Origin of the sequence: Geobacillus sp. PK12 (genome assembly GCF_004123125.1) — a bacterium.
GTDB lineage: Bacteria > Bacillota > Bacilli > Bacillales > Anoxybacillaceae > Geobacillus > Geobacillus zalihae.
On the sequence record NZ_SDKL01000040.1, the window covers coordinates 40,463 to 60,110 of the forward strand.

Sequence of the window (19,648 nt, forward strand, 5' to 3'; positions counted from 1 at the left end):
GCCTTTTTTCTATAGCATCATTGTGAAAAGAAGAAGGAATGTTAGAAATCCTGTTGAAATTTACAGAAAAAGCCATCTAAAAGCCTACGGTTTCAATCGAGGGATGAAAGCCGGCATTGCTCGGCAATCCCTCAAGAGGATGGCTTCGAGCCACCATTTTTCTCTTTCGGTGTGGAATCTCAAAAGAAAAGGGGGCGAAGCCATGCCCACGATTACACTCAGGCTGGAGCGGCACAACCTAACGAAAGTTGCCAAATTTGTTCATGCAATAAAGACATTGCCAAAAAACATCACACGAGCCAACGAACGATAGAAAGACGCTTATCGCGCATCTTCACGAAGCTGCATGTATCTTCGAGGGTAGAAGCCGTGGAAAAAGCAAAACAATTAGGGTTCATTCCAGAACTTCATATGTTGTTAACGTCTTCATCTGATAGGTGAGGGAGTTTTCTTTTTGAAGTCCGCCATTTCGTGTCGGTATTCCGCCAAAAAATGGCGGGGTTCCGACACAAATTGGCGGTGAAAAAATGATCGTGTTGATTTATATTAAAAATTAAACCACTAAGGAAGGGGGATCGATAAATTAGGGTGACTTCGAGATATCTTTTTTATAAACTGACTTGGTGTTGATATGGTGATGAAAAATGGTGTAGAGGGGGAGAGTGAAGGTTATGTTTCACCCATTACACTTGAAACGATTGGTCATTTCACTGATTGTGTTCGTAGGAGGACTAACGAGTCTGTTCATTTCAGGAGGCAGCTTGGCTGGAGCTGCTAACTTAGTGGTAAATCCTTCAAATGATAGTGATCTTGCTGCTGTGAAGCAGAAGGTTGTCCATGCTTTAGAGGCTCGATGGCAGTTGATGATTGATCCGCAAGTGAACGTGAAACGGTTTTATGATCCGAGTGTTTCCGAACAAGAGGAAAGCCGTGAGCGTGCTTACGTAAGAAGGCACTACTTGGAACCTGCTTATCGTGCTGGATTTCGATATTCAAATGTGGAGGTTCACCCTGTTTTTGAAAGTGTTGAGATCAATGGTAAAATGGCTAAGGTCCGGGCCCTGGTTTCTGTTGAGTATGAGTCCGTGTTTCCGGGATCGAATGAATCTGTGATCACCAAAGAGGCTAACATTCCTTATTCGGCTACATTGATCAAACGTGATGGAGATTGGCTGATTGTTGGGATGAACTACCAAGATACGTATTCGAAAAGAGGACAGGAAAACGTGCGGAAGGTTGGGGCATCGGGTTCAGAGACTCCACCTATCTCAATCGCTGGAGGCGATGTTGTCATTCAAGGTTTTTACACCTACTACTCTCGCCAAGGAGCTGTCAACTACGCGAATCGATGGTGGAATGGGCGTAACCCGAAATACCGATCTTTTTCGAATGACTGCGCTAATTTCGTGTCTCAGTCGTTCTACGAAGGAGGCTCCGCTCGGCAAGCTTGGGCGGAACCGTATGTTTGGTGGTACAATACCAAAGGAACTTCAGGGACCGGGGATGACGCATGGACTTACAGCTGGTCCGTGGCCCACGATCAAGCGTATCATCTTTCCCGCAACAATGAGACAGATGAGCATCGCGGCACATACGTTTCCAGGGCAACTGATTTGCAATTGGGTGACAGCATATATTACGATTTTGACGGTGATGGCATCTTGGACCACAGCGCGATTGTCGTTGAGATCAGGAATGGTCAACCGTATGTCAACTATCATACCAATGATACGTACCATCGCTATTGGGATTTGGGGGCCAAGACGACCCGGTTCCTCCATGTGACAGATTACTATTGGGTGAACTAAATGGGAAATCGCGATGGATGATCAATCCATTTGGCCGTCAACGGGCTAATTCCAAAGCTAGTATTCTACGGGAGGGGATGAAGTGCGTATAGGCATCCCGCTAGTTTTGCTCCTTGTCATGATTTTCTTTTCAGGTTGTGAGCAACAACAGACGGTCCCAGGGTATGACGATATTCCCCTGCACCCAAAGGCGAGTGACATTCGTTCGGTGGATGAACGGGTGGAGTTTGTTGTTGCGTCTTCTTCGGCGGAGGAAGTGGCTGACTATTATCTTGACGAATTGGAGAAACGTCAATGGACTCAAGTTGACCGGTGGGGGTCAGCTTTTGTGTATGAGAAGAAGGGAAGGCTGATTTTGCTGGTCGTTACGGATGTGAAAAATCACGCGAAAGTGTCTGTCAGTCCGTTCCATCCGAATTGATCAAGACGTCAAACCGTTGCGAACAACCATTTTCGCTGCATCGAAACCGGCGAACCGCTTGCCAATGCGGTCGATGTCAGCCGGCAATATTGAAGAAAAAACGGTGCCCCATGATCAAGAAAGGGCACCGTTTCGTTTTGGTCAGCGGTCGGTGACGACGATATACGCCGCTTTCATCGGGCCGTGAACGCCGACGACTAAGTTCATTTCAATGTCGGCCGAGTTGCTCGGGCCGGTGATGAAGTTGATGCACGACGGGACGAGCCCGCCTTTTTCGATTTGCTCGTGAATGACCGCCGCCGCTTGCGTCATGCGCGGCACGACCGTGCTTTTCGGGACGATGGCGATATATGTTTTCGGCAAAAAGTGAATGGCCCGCCCTTGTTCATTGCGCGAAAACAACACGACTGTCCCTGATTCCGCGAGCGTGATGTCGCTGAAGGCGATGCCGACGTTCGCCTGCTCGGCGGCGTCAATGTTTTGGCGTCCAAGCGCCGGATTCCAAATATGGACGGTCGTTTGTTCCGCGGGCCATTCGTCGCGAAGCAAGGCGGACAGCCCGTACTCGGCAAAGCGCGGGTCATCCGGCACGATGACCGGACCGCCGCCGTAGGCGGCCACTTGCCGCCTCAGTGCGCCGGCAAGTTCGGCGCTTGTCGTCTCGATGTAATCGGTATGGATCAATCCGCATTGTTTTTGCAGCACGTTCAGCAAGTCGTCTTGGCTATAGCCGGCAAACACCGTCCATTGCGGCGCACAGTCCCATTGCGGCCGGGAGACGCCGGACAGGCGCGGGCTTCTCCCAAGGCGCTCGGCGATGGTTTGCAAAAACGCATCGCGGTTTTGAATGGTGCCACGCGTCATGATGGATTCCCTCCTTTTTGGCGTGTTTGGAACCAGTCACGGAACCGTTCTTTGCTCGGCGCCGGAAATTCGCGGCTTTCCGTCCATGCTTTCAGCGGCCCGGGTCCTTTTGTGACGCGCCCGTCCTCTACAAACGGAGCGAAGGCGCTCGGTGCGAATTTCGTGCCGAAGCGGTACAGCGACGATGAGGCTGTCCCGAGGCGGAACGCTTTCATCGCCAGTTTTTCTGCGACCGGCGCTTTTCCTTCCCGCTCGACGATGATTTGGCGATGCTTGATGAGCAGCTCGTGAAGCGGGATTTTCACCGGGCACGCCTCGGTACAGGCGGCGCACAGCGAGGAGGCGTACGGAAGCTCCTTGTAGTCGTCGTAGCCGCCCAACAGCGGCGACAAGACCGCTCCGATTGGGCCGGAGTAAATCGAGCCGTACGAATGGCCGCCGATATGGCGATATACTGGACAAACGTTGACGCAAGCCGCGCAGCGGATGCATTGCAATATGGGCTGGAATTCCGTCCCTAAAATCGAGGAGCGTCCGTTGTCAACGATGACGAGATGGAATTCTTCCGGACCGTCAGCGTCTCCTTCGTCGCGCGGACCGGTGAGAACGGTGATGTAGCTCGTCAGTTTTTGCCCGACGGCGCTGCGTGTCAGCATGCTCACAAGCACTTCCATCTCCTCAAACGTCGGAACGATCCGCTCCATCCCCATGACGGTAATTTGCGTTTTCGGCAATGCGGTCACCAAGTCGGCGTTGCCTTCGTTCGTGACGAGCGTGATCGAGCCCGATTCGGCGATGGCGAAGTTGCACCCGGTGATGCCGATGTCAGCGGTCAAATAGTCGCGCCGCAGCATCTCACGGGCATGGCGGGCGAGTTCAACCGGATCGGACGACTTCGTATAGCCGAGCTTGCGGCGGAAGACGTCGCGGATTTGCTCCTTGTTTTTATGGAGCGCCGGACCGACGATATGCGACGGCGGGTCATGGTCATCGATTTGCAAAATGTATTCGCCAAGGTCCGTTTCGACCACTTGGCAGCCGATGGCTTCGAGCACCGGGTTTAAGTTGATTTCTTCTGTCACCATTGATTTCGATTTGACGATTTTTTTCGCCTGTTTTTCCAAGGCGATGCGGCGGATGTAGTCGTTCGCTTCTTCGGCCGTCTGGGCGAAAAAAACGTGGCCGCCTCGTTTGGCAACGTTTTCACTGAGCTGCATTAAATAATAGTCCAAGTTTTCCAGCGTATGCTTTCGGATTTGTTCGGCGAGCGAGCGCCACTCCTCCCAATGGCCGAGCTCTTCGATGACGCCAAGCCGCCGCACATAGCCGCGGTCTTGCATGCCGGCGACCGCCCCGCGCATAAAATCATTTTGCAAGTTTTCCTCGACCCGCTTCCAAAACGGACCGTTTTCAATTTTCATCGGCATGTCCGAGTCCCCCTCTCTTACTTTTGTTGATTGAGCACTTCGGCGATATGCATGACGCGAATCGGTTTGCCAAGCCGCCCGATGCGGCCGCCGATGTTCATTAAACAGCCGCAGTCGGCGCCGATTAAATAGTCTGCTTCCACCTCTTCGATATGCCCGATCTTTTCATCGACCATTTGTTCGGAAATCGGCCCCATTTTGACAGAAAATGTGCCGCCAAACCCGCAGCACTGGTGGGCGTTCGGCAGCGGAACGAGCTCAAGCCCTTTGACATGTTCCAACAGCCGGAGCGGTGCGTCTTTCACGCCAAGAAGGCGGGTCATATGGCAAGACGTATGGTACGTCGCCCGCCCGTGAAGCGAGGCGCCGACATCTTCGACTTTCAGGACGTCAACGAGAAATTGCGTCAGCTCGTACGTTTTCGCTGCGAGCCGTTTCGCCTCCGCTTCCCATTCCGGGTCGCCGTGGAAAATGTGCGGATATTCTTTTAACATCGCCGCGCACGAGCCGGATGGGGTGACGACGTAATCAGCGTGGGCGAACGCGCGCATCATCTGTTTCATGGCTTCTTTTGACTCTTTGACATAACCGCTGTTATACGCGGGCTGGCCGCAGCACGTTTGCGCCTCCGGAAAATCAACCTCGCAGCCGAGCCGCTCGAGCAGTTCGACGGTCGCTTTGCCGGCATTCGTGTAAAAGAGGTCGATGAGGCAAGTGACAAACAACGATACTTTCACTTCTTCTCCCTCCTGTTTTTTGGGGATGGGTGAGCAGGTCATCTGATGACTATATGTCTATTATAAACCATTTTTTCAGATTCGTAGCTCTTTTTTGCAAAAAACGCACTCAGTTTGGCTGCTGAGTGCGAATGTAGCGGCGCAATACGTTTTCGACATTGGTCAAATGTTCAAGCATGCGCGCCCGGGCGGCGTCCGGATTTTGGTCGCGAATGGCTTCGAAAATCGCTTGGTGTTCGGCAAGCAGCTTTTCGGTCGTCGTTTGTTTCGAAAACAGCCAAATGCGGCGCGTTTCCCGCATCGTTTCAACGATCATGCCGGAGACGCTGTTCATGATGCTTGTGAGCATCGGATTTTGCGACGCCTCGGCGATGGCCATATGAAACGCCCAATCGGCCTTCTCCCCAAGCTCACCGCTGCCGATGCCTTCTTTCATTTGCCGAAGCGCTTGTGCCATCGCCTCAAGGTCGCGCTCTGTCCGTTTGGAGGCGGCGAGCGAGGCGGCTCCTGCCTCAAGCAGCTTGCGCACTTCAAGCAAATGCCAAATATCTTCTTTGTTCATTAAGACCGCCATGGATAACGGAAACGTCATCATCGTCGGATCGAACTCACGGACGTACGTCCCCTCTCCTTGCCGCAGTTCGATCAACCCCATTGCTTTCAAGGCAGTGAGCGCCTCGCGAATGGCGGCGCGCCCAACTTGAAATTGCTCAGCGAGCTGCTGGACGGAATCAAGTTTGTCACCGGGTTTCAGCTCGCCGTTTTTGATCATATCAAAAATCGCTTCGGCCACTTCTTCATAGATTTTTTTCGTTTTGATTCGTTTAAATGCCAATGGTTCCACCTCAATGTTCGGAAGAATGGATTTCCCGTTTTCAAAAGCAATGCATCCGCACTGTCTATTATGATACAGCATAAAGGGGAAGGACAAGCGCTTTTTTGCGGACGGAAAGGAGAAGGGGATAAGAGAAAAAGTTAGAAAAATGAAAAAATACTATTGTCTTTTTTGTTGAGTACTTTTATAATGTGAGACAGACGGCGTTTCTTATCCGGTCATCTGATGACTAGAAGACTAGAATGAAAAGGATGGGCGGACGATCTCGCAAACGCCGCGAAGTCAGGCGCAAAGGGGAGGAGAAAACCGCATGTGGAAGCAGGACTTCACGCCAATCGCCGACCAGCTTTGGTTATCGGCCATTGTTGCACTCATTCCGATTTTGTATTTCTTTTGGGCGCTGGCTGTCAAGCGGATGAAAGGGCATGTCGCCGGGCTGACGACGTTGCTGCTTGCTTTGGTGTTGGCTGTAATCGCTTACAGGATGCCGGCCGGCAAAGCGGTCATGTCGGTGACGCAAGGGGCGGTGTACGGGCTGCTCCCGATCGGCTGGATCATCATCACCTCTGTCTTTTTATACAAGCTGACGGTGAAAACAGGCCACTTTGACATTATCCGCAATTCGGTTGTCTCGCTCACCGAAGACCGGCGGCTGCAGGCGCTGCTGATTGCCTTTTCGTTTGGCGCCTTTTTGGAAGGAGCAGCTGGGTTTGGCGCCCCGGTGGCGATTTCAGCGGCGCTTCTTGCCGGGTTGGGGTTCAACCCGCTGTATGCCGCGGGCATTTGCTTGATCGCCAACACAGCGCCGGTGGCGTTCGGGGCGGTCGGGATTCCGATCATCTCGATGGAAGGGCCGACCGGTGTGCCGGCGATGGAAATTTCGAAAATGGTCGGGCGGCAGCTGCCGTTTTTATCGGTGTTCATTCCGTTCTATCTCGTTTTGATTATGGCAGGATGGAAAAAGACAGTCGAAGTGTTGCCGGCCATTATCGTCTCCGGCGTTTCGTTTGCGCTGACGCAATATTTCACCTCGAACTTTTTAGGACCGGAGCTGCCGGACATTTTGTCCTCGCTCGTTTCGATCGTCGCGTTGGCTGTCTTTTTGAAATATTGGAAGCCGAAAAGCACATTCCGCTTTGCAACGGAGTCGGAGTGGCGGCCGCTGGTCAAATGGCTCGCATTTCGCATCGCGGCGGGGAAGTATTCCGCGCTTGGTCGCCGTTTCTTGTGCTGACGGCCTTGATCTCGCTTTGGGGCATCCCGCAAGTGAAAGCGGCGCTCACCGGCCATTATGAAGGGACAAACGGCTTGTTGAAGTTGGTCAACGCTATCGGCGTCCACTTGACGTTTATGCCGCCGGTGCCGGGGCTCAACAACCAAATTTTGAACCCAAGCGGCCAACCGATCGCTGCGGTGTATAAGCTTGAGCTGCTCGGCGCGGCTGGGACGGCGATTTTGCTGGCGGCGGTCGTCACCAAGTTCATCATCGGCATCTCGTGGAAAGAGTGGGGCCGCACGTTTGTGGAAACGCTTAACGAATTGAAATATCCGATTGTGACGATCGCTTCGGTCGTCGGCTTTGCCTACATTGCCAACTCGTCAGGCATGAGCACGACGCTTGGGATGGCGTTGGCCAAAACAGGCCCGTTGTTCCCGTTCTTCTCGCCGATTTTAGGCTGGCTCGGCGTGTTTATCACCGGTTCCGACACGTCGTCGAACTTGTTGTTCGGCAACCTGCAAAAAGTGACGGCGGCATCGATCGGCATGGATCCGGTGCTGGCGTTGGCGGCCAACTCATCAGGCGGCGTTGTCGGGAAAATGATTTCGCCGCAATCGATCGCGGTCGCCTGTGCGGCCGTCGGTTTGACCGGCAAAGAATCCGACTTGTTCCGCTTCACGGTCAAACATAGCGTGTTCTTAATCATCTTGATTGGCATTCTTGTTTACTTGCAATCGACGGTATTGTCGTGGATGATTCCGTAACGGCAACGAAGGGGGGACGAGGCTTGGCCGGGATGGAAACGGGCGCCAAGCCCGGCCCCTTTTCCACTGTCGACGAATGCAGACGATGTGGAAAGGGTGAGACCATTGATTCCAAATGAGGCGAAAAAACGGTTGATTCAAGTCGTGGGAGCTGAAAACTACGATGACACGAAAACGGGGCGGCTCGTCTATTCGTATGATGCCACGCCGCAGTTTCAGTCGCTCCCCGATGCGGTCATTGCGCCGCGAACTACCCAGGAAGTGGCGGAAATCGCGAAAATTTGCAACGAGTATCGCATCCCGATCGTGCCGCGCGGGTCGGGCACGAACCTTTGCGCCGGCACGTGTCCGGTCGAAGGCGGGATCGTTCTTCTGTTTAACCATATGAACCGCATTTTGGAAATTGATGAGGAAAACTTAACCGCGACTGTTCAGCCGGGAGTGGTGACGCTTGATTTGGCGAAAGCCGTTGAAGAAAAAGGATTGTTTTATCCGCCGGACCCGGGGTCGATGAAAATTTCAACGATTGGCGGCAACATCAGCGAAAACTCAGGCGGCTTGCGCGGTCTGAAATACGGGGTGACGCGCGACTATGTGCTCGGGTTGGAAGTCGTCCTAGCGAACGGCGATGTCATCCGCACCGGTGGCAAGCTGGCAAAAGATGTAGCTGGCTATGACTTAACCCGTCTGTTTGTCGGATCGGAAGGAACGCTTGGCATTGTCACCGAAGCGACGTTAAAACTTATTCCGATGCCAGAGACGAAGCAGACGATGCTCGCTCTTTATCAAGATTTGGAGGCGGCCGCCCGTTCGGTGTCGAAAATCATCGCCAACAAGATCATTCCAGCGACGCTCGAGTTTTTGGACCAGCCGACATTGGAAGTGGTCGAAGATTTTGCCCGCATCGGCTTGCCGACCAATGTCAAGGCCGTGCTGCTGATTGAGCAGGATGGACCGAAGGAAGTGGTAGAGCGCGATATGAAAAAGATGGCCGATATTTGCCGGGCCGAGCAGGCGGTGTCCGTTCAGCTCGCCCGCTCGGAGGAAGAAGCAGAGGCGCTGCGGACGGCGCGGCGGGCGGCGCTGTCGGCGCTGGCGCGTTTGAAACCGACGACGATTTTAGAGGACGCAACCGTGCCGCGCTCGGAAATCGCCAAAATGGTCAAAGCGATCAACGAAATTGCCGAGAAGTATCAAGTAAAGATCTGTACGTTCGGCCATGCCGGCGACGGCAACTTGCACCCGACCTGTCCGACCGACGCCCGCAATCGTGAAGAAATGGAGCAGGTGGAACGAGCGTTTGAAGAAATTTTCGCCAAAGCGATTGAATTGGGTGGCACGATTACCGGCGAACACGGCGTCGGGGTGATGAAAGCGCCGTATTTGGAATGGAAGCTCGGTCCGGCCGGCATCGCTGCCATGAAAGCGGTCAAGCAGGCGCTCGACCCGAACAATATTATGAATCCGGGCAAAGTGTTCGCCAAAAGCACGAGAAAACGGGTGGTGGTGACACGATGACAACGAAGATAGAACGAGCGCTCATTCAGAAAGCGTTTCAAGAACGGATGGATGAGGATGAACTGATGAACTGTATGCGCTGTGGCTTTTGCCTGCCATCATGTCCGACGTACATCGAATCGGGGCGGCAAGAAGCCCAATCGCCGCGCGGGCGGATTGCGTTGATGAAAGCGGTCGTGGACGGTTTGATTGAACCGGACGAGGAAGTGGAACGAGCGCTCCACTTATGTTTAGGATGCCGGGCGTGCGAACCAGTCTGTCCGTCCGGCGTCCGCTACGGCCATCTGTTGGAAGAGGCGCGTGACATTATCGCCCAGCATAAAAAAATGCCGCTTCCGGTTCGCCTCATCCGCAAGCTTGTGTTTGCCGGACTGTTTCCGCATCAAGAACGGATGCGGAAGGCGACGGCGCTTCTCGGTTGGTATCAGCGCTCCGGCTTGCGGACGCTTGCCCGCAAAACCGGGCTGCTTCGCCTGCTTCCGGCCTCGTTCCGGCAAATGGAGCGCGTGTTGCCGGACGTGCCGACCGCAAAAGAGATGAAAAACCGGCCGCATCGCTTCAACCCAGATGATGCGGTGAAAAAACGGGTCGCCTTTTTCGCCGGCTGCTTGATGGATACGATGTTTATGGCGACAAACGATGCGACGCTGCGTCTGTTGCAGCTCGCCGGCTGCGAAGTCATCATTCCGCCGTCCCAAGGGTGCTGCGGAGCATTGCATGGGCATGGCGGGGAGAAGGAGATGGCGAAAGAGCTGGCAAAGCGAAACATTGCCGCTTTTGAGCAGCTCGACGTCGACTACATTGTGACGAACGCCGGCGGCTGCGGGGCGTTTTTGTTGGAATATGAACATTTGCTAAAAGACGATCCCGAATGGCGCGGACGGGCGGCGGCGTTTGCGGCGAAAGTGAAAGATATTTCCGAAGTGCTTGTCGAGCTGGGATTTCATCAACGGCCGCTCCGCGTGGCGCCGCAAACGGTCACCTACCAAGATTCGTGCCATTTGCGCAACGTTATGAAAACAGCGGCAGCCCCGCGCCGTTTGTTGCGGGCGATTGACGGCGTCGAGTTCCGCGAGATGAAAGATGCTGACCGCTGCTGTGGATCGGCCGGCATTTACAACCTTGTGGAACCGGAGATGTCAATGCAAATTTTAGACTACAAAATGGAAATGGCGAAACAAACGAAAGCGACGACGATCGTGACGGCGAACCCAGGCTGCTTGCTGCAAATGAAACTTGGCATTGAACGGGCCGGGCTGTCAGGAAGCGTCCGCGCCGTCCATATTGTGGACTTGCTGCTTGAGGCCGCCGAGGGAGCACAGGCAGCGCAAGGGGAGGAGCGCATTTGGCAGACGTCCTAACACCACAGTGAGCGGCCTCTTGCGCGCCAGGGATGTCCATAGCCGGTCTAACAAGAACCCCCGCGATGACGCGGGGGCTTTGAGTTGCTTCCATGATTGGGAGTTGGAAATAAGCTACAGCGCTGCATCGAGGCGCTTTGGCATCGCCCGAAGCGCCTTCCCTGTGCCGATGGCGACCGCTTCAGCCGGATTGGGCGCGACATGCACGGGCACGTGCAGTTCCGTGCTCAGCCATTGCTCGATGCCATGCAGCAAGGCGCCTCCGCCGGTGAGCACGACGCCGCGGTCGATGATGTCGCCGCTCAGTTCGGCCGGGCATTCTTCAAGAACAGCGCGAATGGCTTCGGCGATTTGCCAAAGCGATTCTTTGATGGCCGTTTGCACTTCGGTTGGGTCCAAGGACACCGCTTTGAGGAAGCCGGTGACAAAATCGCGGCCATGGATCGTCACCGACTGTTCCATGACCGTTCCCGGGGCGCTGCCGATTTCGATTTTCACTTGTTCGGCCGTCTGTTCGCCGATTAGCAAACTGTAGTGCTGGCGGACATATTGCATAATGTCTTCGTCAAGCTGGTTGCCGCCGATGCGAAGCGAGCGGCAGGCAACAACGCCGCCAAACGAGATAATCGCGGCTTCTGTTTTGCCGGCCCCTAAATGGACGACGACATTCGCGACTGGCTCGCCGACCGGCAAATCTGCGCCGATGGCGGCTGCGACGGGTTCCTCAATAAACTGAATATGCTTTGCTCCGCAATGTTTGGCGATTTCGTAAAAAGAGCGGCGCTCGACGGAGGTGGCGTGGAATGGGACGCTCATGACGACGTCTGGTTTTTTGAAAGCGAGGCCGAGCTGTTTGCTTGATTGTTTAAAGACTTGCTGCAACAGCGCCTTGGCGCGGTCAAAATCAGCGATCACGCCGTTTCGCAATGGATACGTCACTTCAACATGGGGCGGAGTTTTGCCGATCATTTGTTTTGCCTTTTGGCCGATTGCCATGAGCTTGTCCGCCTGGCGGTTATAGGCGACTGTTGCTGGTTCGTCAAACAGAAGCCCTTTCGTCTGGCTGAACAGCCTGACATTCATCGTCCCTAAATCAACGCCCAGCTGTGAGGAAGCGAACAACGGAAACACCTGCCTTTGTCAAAAATCGATGAACGGACAACCAGTCATCATCTATACCATTCGACAAGAACGGCGGTTTTATGTCCACATTGTCGAAACGAGAGGGAGAAGCTGTTGCGGCTGGGGATCATAAAAAATTTTTTTGTTTTCATGTATAAAAGACGAAAAGGGAGGAAATGAATAATAGCGTAACGTTTTCCAAGTATTCCCCCGATCCCCTATGAATATATATTGGGCCCTTCGGTTTCGGAGGGCCGCTTTTTTTTTTTTTTTGCATAATAAAAACCCCCTGCCTATTAAGCGCGCTTAATATGACAGAGAGCTTTTGCAATGAACCGCTACAGACGCTTGGCTCCGACATATCTTGTTTTCCAATAGCTGCTGTTTAAGCTGTCGATTTTGACACCGCGGGAAACGGCATGAATCACTTGGTTGTTGCCAATATAGATCGCGACGTGGGAGACCCCTTTCGTCTGTTTGGAAGTGTCGAAAAACACTAAATCTCCCGGCTGCAATTGGGACTTATGTACGTATGCACCTTCTTTGTACATTTCTCGCGAAGTACGAGGCAACGTGACGCCGACTTTTTTATGGGTATAGTAAACAAATCCCGAGCAGTCAAATCCTTTTGGCGTTGTGCCACCATACCGATACGGAGTGCCGACCAGTTTTTTGGCCTCGGCGATCAGCCTCGTCTTGTTGGCGGCTGCGTCAGAACTGGAAGTGCTTACAAAGAAGGAGGAAAATAGAACGATCATGGATACGAACAGGAGAGAATACCATTTTTTCATTTCCCCTAACCCCCGACAAAATCTTTTCCGATTCGACGTCTCTCAACTAGAGTATAGCAGAGGAAACTAGACTTGTTTTTTACAGTTGGATTAAATAATGTTACAGCGCCGTTACAAATATAGCACCTCGTCCTAAAGGCTTATACCAATAGATAGATCTTTTCGTTTCGGCCGACCTGGCTTTATGGTCGTAAGCGTGGAAACGGTGTCTCATACCCGAGTCCTATGACCGGTAGATGAATGTCGTAAGCTGTCGAACAAATAGGAACGGTGGAGGGAGGCAGAGCGAAGAATGGTCGTCTTATAATGAAAGCAAAGCGTCGAAGAATCGATGACGGTGATGGAGGATGTCGAATCAACTGGAATATATCTTGTATATTTTTGGCCTTTTTTTAACGGTCGGCGGTGTCTATGTATACGGCCATTGGATGGCAAAACGGCACTGGGGAGGCATCCCATGGCTGGCGGCGCCGAGACTGACTGTTGTGTTTGCCACCGTTTCCTTGCTTTTTTTAGGGGCAGGGATGATCTATATCCATTATGCTGAAAAACAAGAACATCGTGAATATGAGGAAGCCACAAAGCAAATCGCCGGCATGATCGCCGGCGATTTGGCCGCCATGGGGCACGAACAGCTCGATGAAAGGGCGGAACATCTGCCTGCGTATCACACGGTGATGGCGGTGCTGGAGCGTTGGCAACATTATGGCCGCGTGTTGAGCGTGTATACGTTAAAAAAGAATGAACACGGTGAGCTATATTTCGTGGCAGCGCCAGCGACTGACTACAATCGGAACGGCCGCATCGACGGCGAAAAGGAACAAGCGGTTCCACCTGGGACAGTTTACCGCCGCCATTTTCCAGAGATCGAAGAGGCGTTCCACGGCCGGTTTGCGATGGAACAGCATCCGATAACGGATGAATGGGGAAGGAGCATCAGCGCGTTTATGCCGATTCGTCAATCGGACGGGACAGTGGATGCGGTTGTTGGCATCGATTTTGATGCCAAAACGTATGAGCAACATTTGCAACGAGGACGGAAAAAGGCCCTGTGGACGATGATGGCCATGTTTTTGGCGTCAGCGGTTGCCTATTTGCTCGCTTTGCATCAACAAATGGAACGGAAGGCGTTGGCTGTCTATAAAAAAACGCTCGCATCCAACGAGCATCGACTGCGGAGGCTGGCGGAAATGACGATGGAAGGCTTGATCGTCTATGCGGGCGGCAAAATTATCGAAGTCAATGAGGCGGCGTGTCGCTTGCTTGGTTATACAGAAAGTGAATTGGTTCATTTGCCTGTAGATGATCTTGTAGTTCAAGGGTCGATGACAGAAGCTCGCTCGGATGGGGAGCGCAAGCGGTTTGAAATCGAACTGCGCCGAAAGGATGGAACGGTGTTTCCGGCGGAAGTGTTGCAGCGCCGTTACGATTACGAATGGCAAAATGTGATGGTTGCTGCCGTCCGCGACTTGACCGAGCAGAAGCAAAACGAAAGGCGGCTGCAATACTTTGCCAGCCATGATGAACTGACCGGTCTCCCGAACAAGGAAGCGATGTATAAACAGATCGAACAATGCCTCGCCGGCGCTAAACGGAATGGCCAAGAAGCGGCTGTCATGTTTTTGGAAGTGAGCGGCATTAAGACGATCAACGATTTTTACGGCTATGCTGTTGGAGATGAGGTCTTGCTCCAGCTGGCCCGCCTTTGGCGAGAACAGAAAGGAATTATGGTTGGACGTTGGAGCGGAAATGAATTTATCGCTGTGCTGCCGGATAGCGCCAATGAAAAAGCGGAGGAAGCAGCGAAACGGTTGATTGAAGCTGCTGACGAACCGATCGTTGTCAACGGCCTTGAGCTATATGTGACCGTGAACATCGGCATCAGCGTCTACCCAAAAGATGGGGAGGATGCAAAAACGTTGATTCGCAAGGCGGATATTGCCCGCTACGAGGCGCGAAAAAAAGCGGCGAGCGATTTTCTCTTTTTCACGGAGCCGATGGCGATTCGTCTCAATGAAAAGATGGCGATGGAACGCGACTTGCGGCGTGCGCTTGAACATGAGGAATTTGAATTGTACTATCAGCCGCAAATTCGGCTTCACGACCGGCAAGTGATCGGCATGGAGGCGTTGATTCGCTGGCGCCATCCGGAAAAAGGGATGGTTTCGCCGTCATTGTTTATCCCGGTTGCCGAACAGACCGGCATGATCATTCCGATCAATGAATGGGTCATCCGCACGGCTTGCCGGCAAACAAAACAGCTGCTTGACCGGTTTCCGCACTTGTCTGTCTCGGTAAATTTGTCGCCATACGAGTTTGAAAGCCGCCGATTTGTGGATAAGCTCGCCGGCCTGCTCGCCGACACCGGGCTGCCGCCGCACCATTTAGATCTGGAAATTACGGAACGAATGACAATGGATACGGAGCGTGCGCTCGATATTTTGTCAAAGCTGAAGGGGCTTGGTGTGACGATCAGCATGGATGATTTCGGCACTGGTTACAGTTCGCTCAGCTACTTGACGGATTTGCCGATCGATCGGCTGAAGATCGACCGTTCGTTTGTTCAGCATATTCAAGGAAAAAAAGATGTCATCTTGCCGGCGATCATCCGACTCGGGCATAATATAGGTGTAAAGGTGCTGGCTGAAGGGGTCGAAACGGAGACCGAAGCGGCTTATTTGCAAGGAAAACGGTGCGATGAGGCGCAAGGCTATTATTTTTCCCCGCCGCTTCCGTATGACGAGCTCGTCCGGTTCTTAAACGAGCAGCGCGTGAGGCGGCAGGCGCAGGAGCTGAGGTAACATGGACGGATTTTGGCGCATCGCCGAGGAGAAAATTCGCGAGGCGATGAAAAACGGCGAGTTCGACAACTTGCCCGGCTTCGGCAAACCGCTTGAGATTGAAGACCTTTCCCGCATTCCAGAGGAGCTGCGGCTCGGGTATTTGTTGCTGAAAAACGCCGGCTATGTGAGGGAAGAAGCGGAGTTGCGCAAAGAACTTTTGACGCTCGAGGACTTGCTTCGTTGCTGCGAGGATGATGAGGAAAAACGGGAGCTGGAGAAAAAGCGGACGGAAAAACAGCTTCGGTTTGCGGAACTGATGAAGAAACGGGGGCAGACAAACTCGAAGGCATTGCGCGACTACGGGCGGCGCATTGAAGAGAAATTTCGCTAGACGATTCCTTCATATCTTGAGGAAACACGATTGTTTTGCGGGTTTCCTCATTTTTTATGCAAAGATGTCCAAAAAACGGGGAAAATAAGGAAGGAGTAAATGATCGGAAAGGAGGCAGCGCAAAGGAGGGAAAATAAAGAATGATTGATCCCAGCTGTCTAGTCGTTGATGGATCGTGAACGAAATGAAAAAAGGAGTGCACATGATGAGAAAATTATGGGTTGCCTTTTTTGCTTCGCTCGTTCTGGCGATGCCGTCATGGGTGTCTGCTCGAAGCCATGCAGGCGGGGGGGCCGATGTGCATTTGCCGGTCGGCCATATGTGGAAGCATGAGGGACTTGACGAGCAAAAGTGGATGGAGATGGTCCAAAAATATACGCCTGAGCAGGAAGAAGAATGGAAAAAAGTGCTGGATGAGCGGAACGCGTTGCGTCAGCAGTTGAACGATGAAAATGTGAAACAGGCCATCAAAGAAAAGTGCAAAAAGATGAAAAAAGAGCGCGAAGCAGCGCTTGACCGGCTCATCGACCAGCTGGCCAATAAAAAAATCACCAAAGAACAGTTTAAACAAGAGCTGAAACAGTTGCATAAAAAGAAACGGTGGATGACGAAAGAAGAAAAACAACAGCTTCACCAGCTTCATGAACAAACGAGGCAAGCGATGGAGAACAACGACCAGGAGGCGATGAAAAAGCTGCTTCCGCAATGGCTTGAGCATATGAAAAAGAAAAATGAACGGTTGGCGAAATGGCTTCAGGAAGTGAAACAAGGATGATATAATGAAGAAAAAGGCCGTGTTCAATGCACGGCTTCTTTTTTTACATTTTGGTTGGAAACGCCTTTTGGTTGTCTGCCAAGGCAGGCAGTCCGGGAAGATTGCGCCTGTTTTTGCGCAGAAACCGACTCAGTCTGCCTGATGCTGGAATGGGAGGGTTGCGCCGTGGGGTATCCGATTGTTCTTCATGTGCGCGGCCGCCGCGCGGTCGTTGTCGGCGGCGGGAAGGTGGCGGCAAGGAAAATTCATGGATTGTTAGAGGCAGGGGCGGAAATCGTGATGATTGCGCCTGAAGCGGAGCCGGAGCTTCAAGCGTTGGCCGCGGGGGGGATGATCGTTTGGAAGAAAAAGCGGTTTGACCCAGACGATTTGGCGGAGGCCTTTTTGGTGATTGCCGCGACGAATGATCGCAAGGTGAATGAAGCGGTGGCGCAAGCAGCAACACCCGGTCAACTCGTAAATGTCGTGGACGACCCGGAGCGATGCGATTTTCACGTTCCCGCTGTTGTCCGCCGCGGTCCGCTTACCATTGCCGTGTCGACCGGGGGGGCAAGTCCGGCGGTGGCCCGCCGCATTCGCCGCCAGCTTGAGGAGAAGTATGGCGAAGAGTATGGGCCGTATCTTCAGTTTTTGCAGCGGGCCCGCGACGTTGTATTGCGCGAAGTGGAGGACGCTGAGGGACGGAAGCGGCTGTTTCAGGCGCTCGCTGCTGATTCTTTCCGGCAGCGCGGCCGATGGGATGAAGAGTTGGCCCAGCTATTGGCGAACGAAAAAGAACGAAATGGGGAAAGAGGGAAAGAGCTATGAACATTCCGATGTATATTGTCGATGCGTTCACTGACCGGCCGTTTGCCGGCAACCCGGCGGCCGTCTGCTTGTTGCCGCAGCCGGCCCGTGATGAGTGGATGCAGCGTGTTGCCGCAGAAATGAATTTGTCTGAGACGGCTTTTTTAGTTCCACATGAGGGCGGCTATCGTCTGCGTTGGTTTACTCCTAAAGCAGAGGTTGACTTGTGCGGCCATGCAACGTTGGCGAGCGCCCATGTGCTGTGGGAGCGCGGGGAACACCGCCGAGATGAAGCGATTGCCTTTTTCACGAACAGCGGGGTGTTAACGGCTGTCAACAACGATGGCTGGATTCGGCTTGATTTTCCGAATGAAGCGCCAATGTTGGACGAGTCGCCTCCTGCTGCGCTTGTTGGTGCCTTGCCAGCTGAACCGCTGTTTATCGGGCGAAACCGGTTTGACTATTTAGTGGAAGTTGATTCAGAACGAATCGTGCATGAGCTGCAGCCGGATTTTCACTTGCTTCAACAAGTGGATGCCCTCGGTGTGATCGTAACAAGCCGCTCGATGACGGAGGGAGTAGACTTTGTATCGCGGGCTTTTTTTCCAACTATTGGTGTTCCTGAAGATCCAGTCACCGGCTCGGCGCACTGCTGCCTTGGGCCGTATTGGGCGGACAAGCTTGGGAAAACGACGTTAGTCGGCTACCAAGCTTCAGCCCGCGGCGGCATTGTGCGGGTGACGATGGCGGGGGAGAGAGTGCATCTGGAAGGAAAAGCGGTCACTGTGCTGAAGGGGGAATTGGCCGAAGAAGCGTATGTTTGGCTATAGATGAAGATAGCAGCTGCCTGGCCGGACAGCGATGTTTGCATGCGTTTGGACAATGGGATCGCACCCAATAGGAAAATAGGGGGGCGGAACAAAGCGCCCCCACCCAAATCGGTGTCCGACCGCTTAATCATCCCACCGATACGTCCAAAACCGCTCCGTTTTCAGCCAGGCAAGCGCATCGCCGCGCTTGGAGGCTGCCTGCATCAGCCCTTCGGTTTGCGAACGGTGGGCGCGAATGGCGGCCAGCTTCGTCTCGATCACCGAGCTGACATCGCGCACGACATCCGGCTGGCCAAGGTCTTGTTCGCAGTTTTTCGCAAACGCAACGCAATGGACGGTTGGCCGTTCTTCTTTCGGCCAGCGCTTTAAGGCGCGGATGACAGCGGCTCCACACGCGTCATGATCGGGATGGACGCTGTAGCCGGGGTAAAACGTAATGACAAGCGATGGATTCGTTTCCGCCACGATGGCGGCGATCCGGTCAGCCAGCTCTTCTTCATCCTCAAACTCGACCGTCTTGTCGCGATAGCCGAGCAGGCGCAAATCATGAATGCCAAGAATGCGGCATGCTTCCTCCAGTTCTTGCTTGCGGATGTGTGGAAGCGTTTCGCGGTTGGCAAACGGAGGCACGCCCATATTGCGCCCCATTTCGCCGAGCGTTAAGCAAACGTATGTCACCGGCGTGCTGTTTTGCGCATGCTCGGCAATCGTTCCCGACACGCCGAACGCTTCATCGTCCGGGTGGGGAAAAACAACGAGCACATGTCGTTCATTCAACGGAACTCCCTCCTTACACAAACGGTTCGTTGCTTAGTTCGAGAGCCACGGCCAATTTCCCTTGATCATCATGGCCTGCTAGCAGCAACTGTCCTTTTTCTGTCCATTCCCAATGGGTCAGCCCTTCGGCGTACACCCAGCCAAGATCAAGCTTCAGTCCGACGCGATATGGCCCAGGGCCGGTAATCTTGCCGCGGGTGAAGCGAATGCAGGCGTTGCGGATGTAGGCGCCGACGGAATAAAAGCCATCGTTATGATGGGAGGCGTATGCTCCGTTCGTCGTTTCCAAATGAATATATACGTCGCGATTGGCAAAACGATTCAGCGCCTCTTGTACGGCGGCCGTGTCGATCGGTTGCAAGCGGCTCCCTCCTTGCTGTTTGTTTTTCTATTATTGTACATGACCGAGGCGTGTGAGCGGAACTATTTCGACTTCTAT

At 53.3% G+C, this 19,648-nt stretch carries 17 protein-coding genes and 2 pseudogenes; 11 read left to right on the plus strand and 8 right to left on the minus strand.

The genetic code is table 11. The features are described 5' to 3' along the window. Positions 1-264: 264 nt before the first annotated feature. The 3 genes and pseudogenes from ETR37_RS13280 to ETR37_RS13290 all read left to right on the plus strand — a co-directional run. Positions 265-441: pseudogene (locus tag ETR37_RS13280) on the plus strand (response regulator transcription factor); the annotation flags it as partial. Positions 442-671: 230 nt separating this feature from the next. Continuing rightward, the gene (locus tag ETR37_RS13285) at positions 672-1,808 is read left to right on the plus strand and encodes an amidase domain-containing protein (RefSeq protein ID WP_033005045.1); all 1,137 of its coding nucleotides are present in this window, start codon (positions 672-674) and stop codon (positions 1,806-1,808) included. Between the two features lie 82 nt (positions 1,809-1,890). Then, entirely contained in the window at positions 1,891-2,229 is a 339-nt protein-coding gene (locus tag ETR37_RS13290) for a hypothetical protein (protein WP_020754366.1), read from the plus strand. Between the two features lie 141 nt (positions 2,230-2,370). Here the strand turns inward: ETR37_RS13290 and ETR37_RS13295 are convergent, their stop codons facing one another. The 4 genes from ETR37_RS13295 to ETR37_RS13310 all read right to left on the minus strand — a co-directional run bounded on the left by ETR37_RS13295 (position 2,371) and on the right by ETR37_RS13310 (position 6,092). Continuing rightward, entirely contained in the window at positions 2,371-3,093 is a 723-nt protein-coding gene (locus ETR37_RS13295; protein WP_129447377.1) for a LutC/YkgG family protein, read from the minus strand. Next, positions 3,090-4,520 (minus strand): LutB/LldF family L-lactate oxidation iron-sulfur protein, encoded by a 1,431-nt coding sequence (locus tag ETR37_RS13300; protein ID WP_020754364.1) that lies wholly within the window; start codon positions 4,518-4,520, stop codon positions 3,090-3,092. The genes ETR37_RS13295 and ETR37_RS13300 overlap by 4 nt, the downstream gene beginning before the upstream one ends. A gap of 17 nt (positions 4,521-4,537) precedes the next feature. Next, entirely contained in the window at positions 4,538-5,257 is a 720-nt protein-coding gene (locus ETR37_RS13305) for a (Fe-S)-binding protein (RefSeq protein WP_015373915.1), read from the minus strand. Positions 5,258-5,366: 109 nt separating this feature from the next. Beyond that, the gene (locus tag ETR37_RS13310; protein WP_033024674.1) at positions 5,367-6,092 is read right to left on the minus strand and encodes a FadR/GntR family transcriptional regulator; all 726 of its coding nucleotides are present in this window, start codon (positions 6,090-6,092) and stop codon (positions 5,367-5,369) included. A gap of 310 nt (positions 6,093-6,402) precedes the next feature. Between ETR37_RS13310 and ETR37_RS13315 the strand changes: the two are divergent. The 3 genes and pseudogenes from ETR37_RS13315 (at position 6,403) to ETR37_RS13325 (ending at position 10,954) form a co-directional block, all read left to right on the plus strand. Further along, positions 6,403-8,075, plus strand: a pseudogene (locus ETR37_RS13315) (L-lactate permease). Between the two features lie 105 nt (positions 8,076-8,180). After that, on the plus strand, positions 8,181-9,593 hold the full coding sequence (gene glcD, locus ETR37_RS13320) for a glycolate oxidase subunit GlcD (RefSeq protein ID WP_060788166.1): 1,413 nt from the start codon (positions 8,181-8,183) through the stop codon (positions 9,591-9,593). Continuing rightward, positions 9,590-10,954 carry a (Fe-S)-binding protein gene (locus ETR37_RS13325; RefSeq protein ID WP_020754357.1) on the plus strand — a complete coding sequence of 455 codons (1,365 nt, stop codon included), beginning with the start codon at positions 9,590-9,592 and terminating at the stop codon, positions 10,952-10,954. Before glcD ends, ETR37_RS13325 begins: the two co-directional genes overlap by 4 nt. Before the next feature lie 114 nt (positions 10,955-11,068). On the opposite strand, the gene mreBH is transcribed toward ETR37_RS13325, so the two are convergent. Further along, positions 11,069-12,076, minus strand: a complete 1,008-nt coding sequence (gene mreBH / locus ETR37_RS13330) for a rod-share determining protein MreBH (protein ID WP_015373920.1) — start codon at positions 12,074-12,076, stop codon at positions 11,069-11,071. A 338-nt stretch (positions 12,077-12,414) separates the two neighbouring features. Beyond that, positions 12,415-12,867, minus strand: coding sequence for a C40 family peptidase (locus ETR37_RS13335; RefSeq protein ID WP_020754354.1), 453 nt, complete (start codon positions 12,865-12,867; stop codon positions 12,415-12,417). Between the two features lie 347 nt (positions 12,868-13,214). Here ETR37_RS13335 and ETR37_RS13340 point away from each other — a divergent pair, with 347 nt between their 5' ends. The 5 genes from ETR37_RS13340 to ETR37_RS13360 all read left to right on the plus strand — a co-directional run bounded on the left by ETR37_RS13340 (position 13,215) and on the right by ETR37_RS13360 (position 18,432). After that, a complete protein-coding gene (locus ETR37_RS13340) occupies positions 13,215-15,668 on the plus strand; it encodes a putative bifunctional diguanylate cyclase/phosphodiesterase (protein WP_129447378.1) in 2,454 nt (817 codons plus the stop codon). Position 15,669: 1 nt separating this feature from the next. Beyond that, positions 15,670-16,041 carry a DnaJ family domain-containing protein gene (locus tag ETR37_RS13345; protein WP_013144260.1) on the plus strand — a complete coding sequence of 124 codons (372 nt, stop codon included), beginning with the start codon at positions 15,670-15,672 and terminating at the stop codon, positions 16,039-16,041. 205 nt (positions 16,042-16,246) lie between these two features. After that, positions 16,247-16,816 (plus strand): PX domain-containing protein, encoded by a 570-nt coding sequence (locus tag ETR37_RS13350; protein ID WP_015373923.1) that lies wholly within the window; start codon positions 16,247-16,249, stop codon positions 16,814-16,816. A 165-nt stretch (positions 16,817-16,981) separates the two neighbouring features. Beyond that, entirely contained in the window at positions 16,982-17,623 is a 642-nt protein-coding gene (locus tag ETR37_RS13355; protein ID WP_129447379.1) for a precorrin-2 dehydrogenase/sirohydrochlorin ferrochelatase family protein, read from the plus strand. Further along, positions 17,620-18,432: a PhzF family phenazine biosynthesis protein gene (locus ETR37_RS13360; protein WP_129447380.1), complete on the plus strand. Its 813-nt coding sequence runs from the start codon at positions 17,620-17,622 to the stop codon at positions 18,430-18,432. Before ETR37_RS13355 ends, ETR37_RS13360 begins: the two co-directional genes overlap by 4 nt. Positions 18,433-18,555: 123 nt before the next feature. On the opposite strand, the gene bshB2 is transcribed toward ETR37_RS13360, so the two are convergent. Together bshB2 and ETR37_RS13370 are read right to left on the minus strand one after the other, a co-directional pair. Then, positions 18,556-19,209 carry a bacillithiol biosynthesis deacetylase BshB2 gene (gene bshB2 / locus ETR37_RS13365; RefSeq protein ID WP_015373926.1) on the minus strand — a complete coding sequence of 218 codons (654 nt, stop codon included), beginning with the start codon at positions 19,207-19,209 and terminating at the stop codon, positions 18,556-18,558. A 13-nt stretch (positions 19,210-19,222) separates the two neighbouring features. Further along, complete coding sequence (locus ETR37_RS13370) at positions 19,223-19,570, minus strand: YojF family protein (protein ID WP_013146358.1); 348 nt, start codon at positions 19,568-19,570, stop codon at positions 19,223-19,225. Positions 19,571-19,648 lie beyond the last annotated feature (78 nt).

Bases quoted from the DNA above. Each gene is read 5' to 3' on its own strand.
- ETR37_RS13295 (WP_129447377.1), bottom strand. From the start codon at position 3,093: ATGACGCGTGGCACCATTCAAAACCGCGATGCGTTTTTGCAAACCATC.
- ETR37_RS13345 (WP_013144260.1), top strand. From the start codon at position 15,670: ATGGACGGATTTTGGCGCATCGCCGAGGAGAAAATTCGCGAGGCGATG.
- ETR37_RS13325 (WP_020754357.1), top strand. From the start codon at position 9,590: ATGACAACGAAGATAGAACGAGCGCTCATTCAGAAAGCGTTTCAAGAA.
- ETR37_RS13340 (WP_129447378.1), top strand. From the start codon at position 13,215: ATGTCGAATCAACTGGAATATATCTTGTATATTTTTGGCCTTTTTTTA.
- ETR37_RS13360 (WP_129447380.1), top strand. From the start codon at position 17,620: ATGAACATTCCGATGTATATTGTCGATGCGTTCACTGACCGGCCGTTT.
- ETR37_RS13335 (WP_020754354.1), bottom strand. From the start codon at position 12,867: ATGAAAAAATGGTATTCTCTCCTGTTCGTATCCATGATCGTTCTATTT.
- ETR37_RS13285 (WP_033005045.1), top strand. From the start codon at position 672: ATGTTTCACCCATTACACTTGAAACGATTGGTCATTTCACTGATTGTG.
- ETR37_RS13350 (WP_015373923.1), top strand. From the start codon at position 16,247: ATGAGAAAATTATGGGTTGCCTTTTTTGCTTCGCTCGTTCTGGCGATG.
- ETR37_RS13300 (WP_020754364.1), bottom strand. From the start codon at position 4,520: ATGCCGATGAAAATTGAAAACGGTCCGTTTTGGAAGCGGGTCGAGGAA.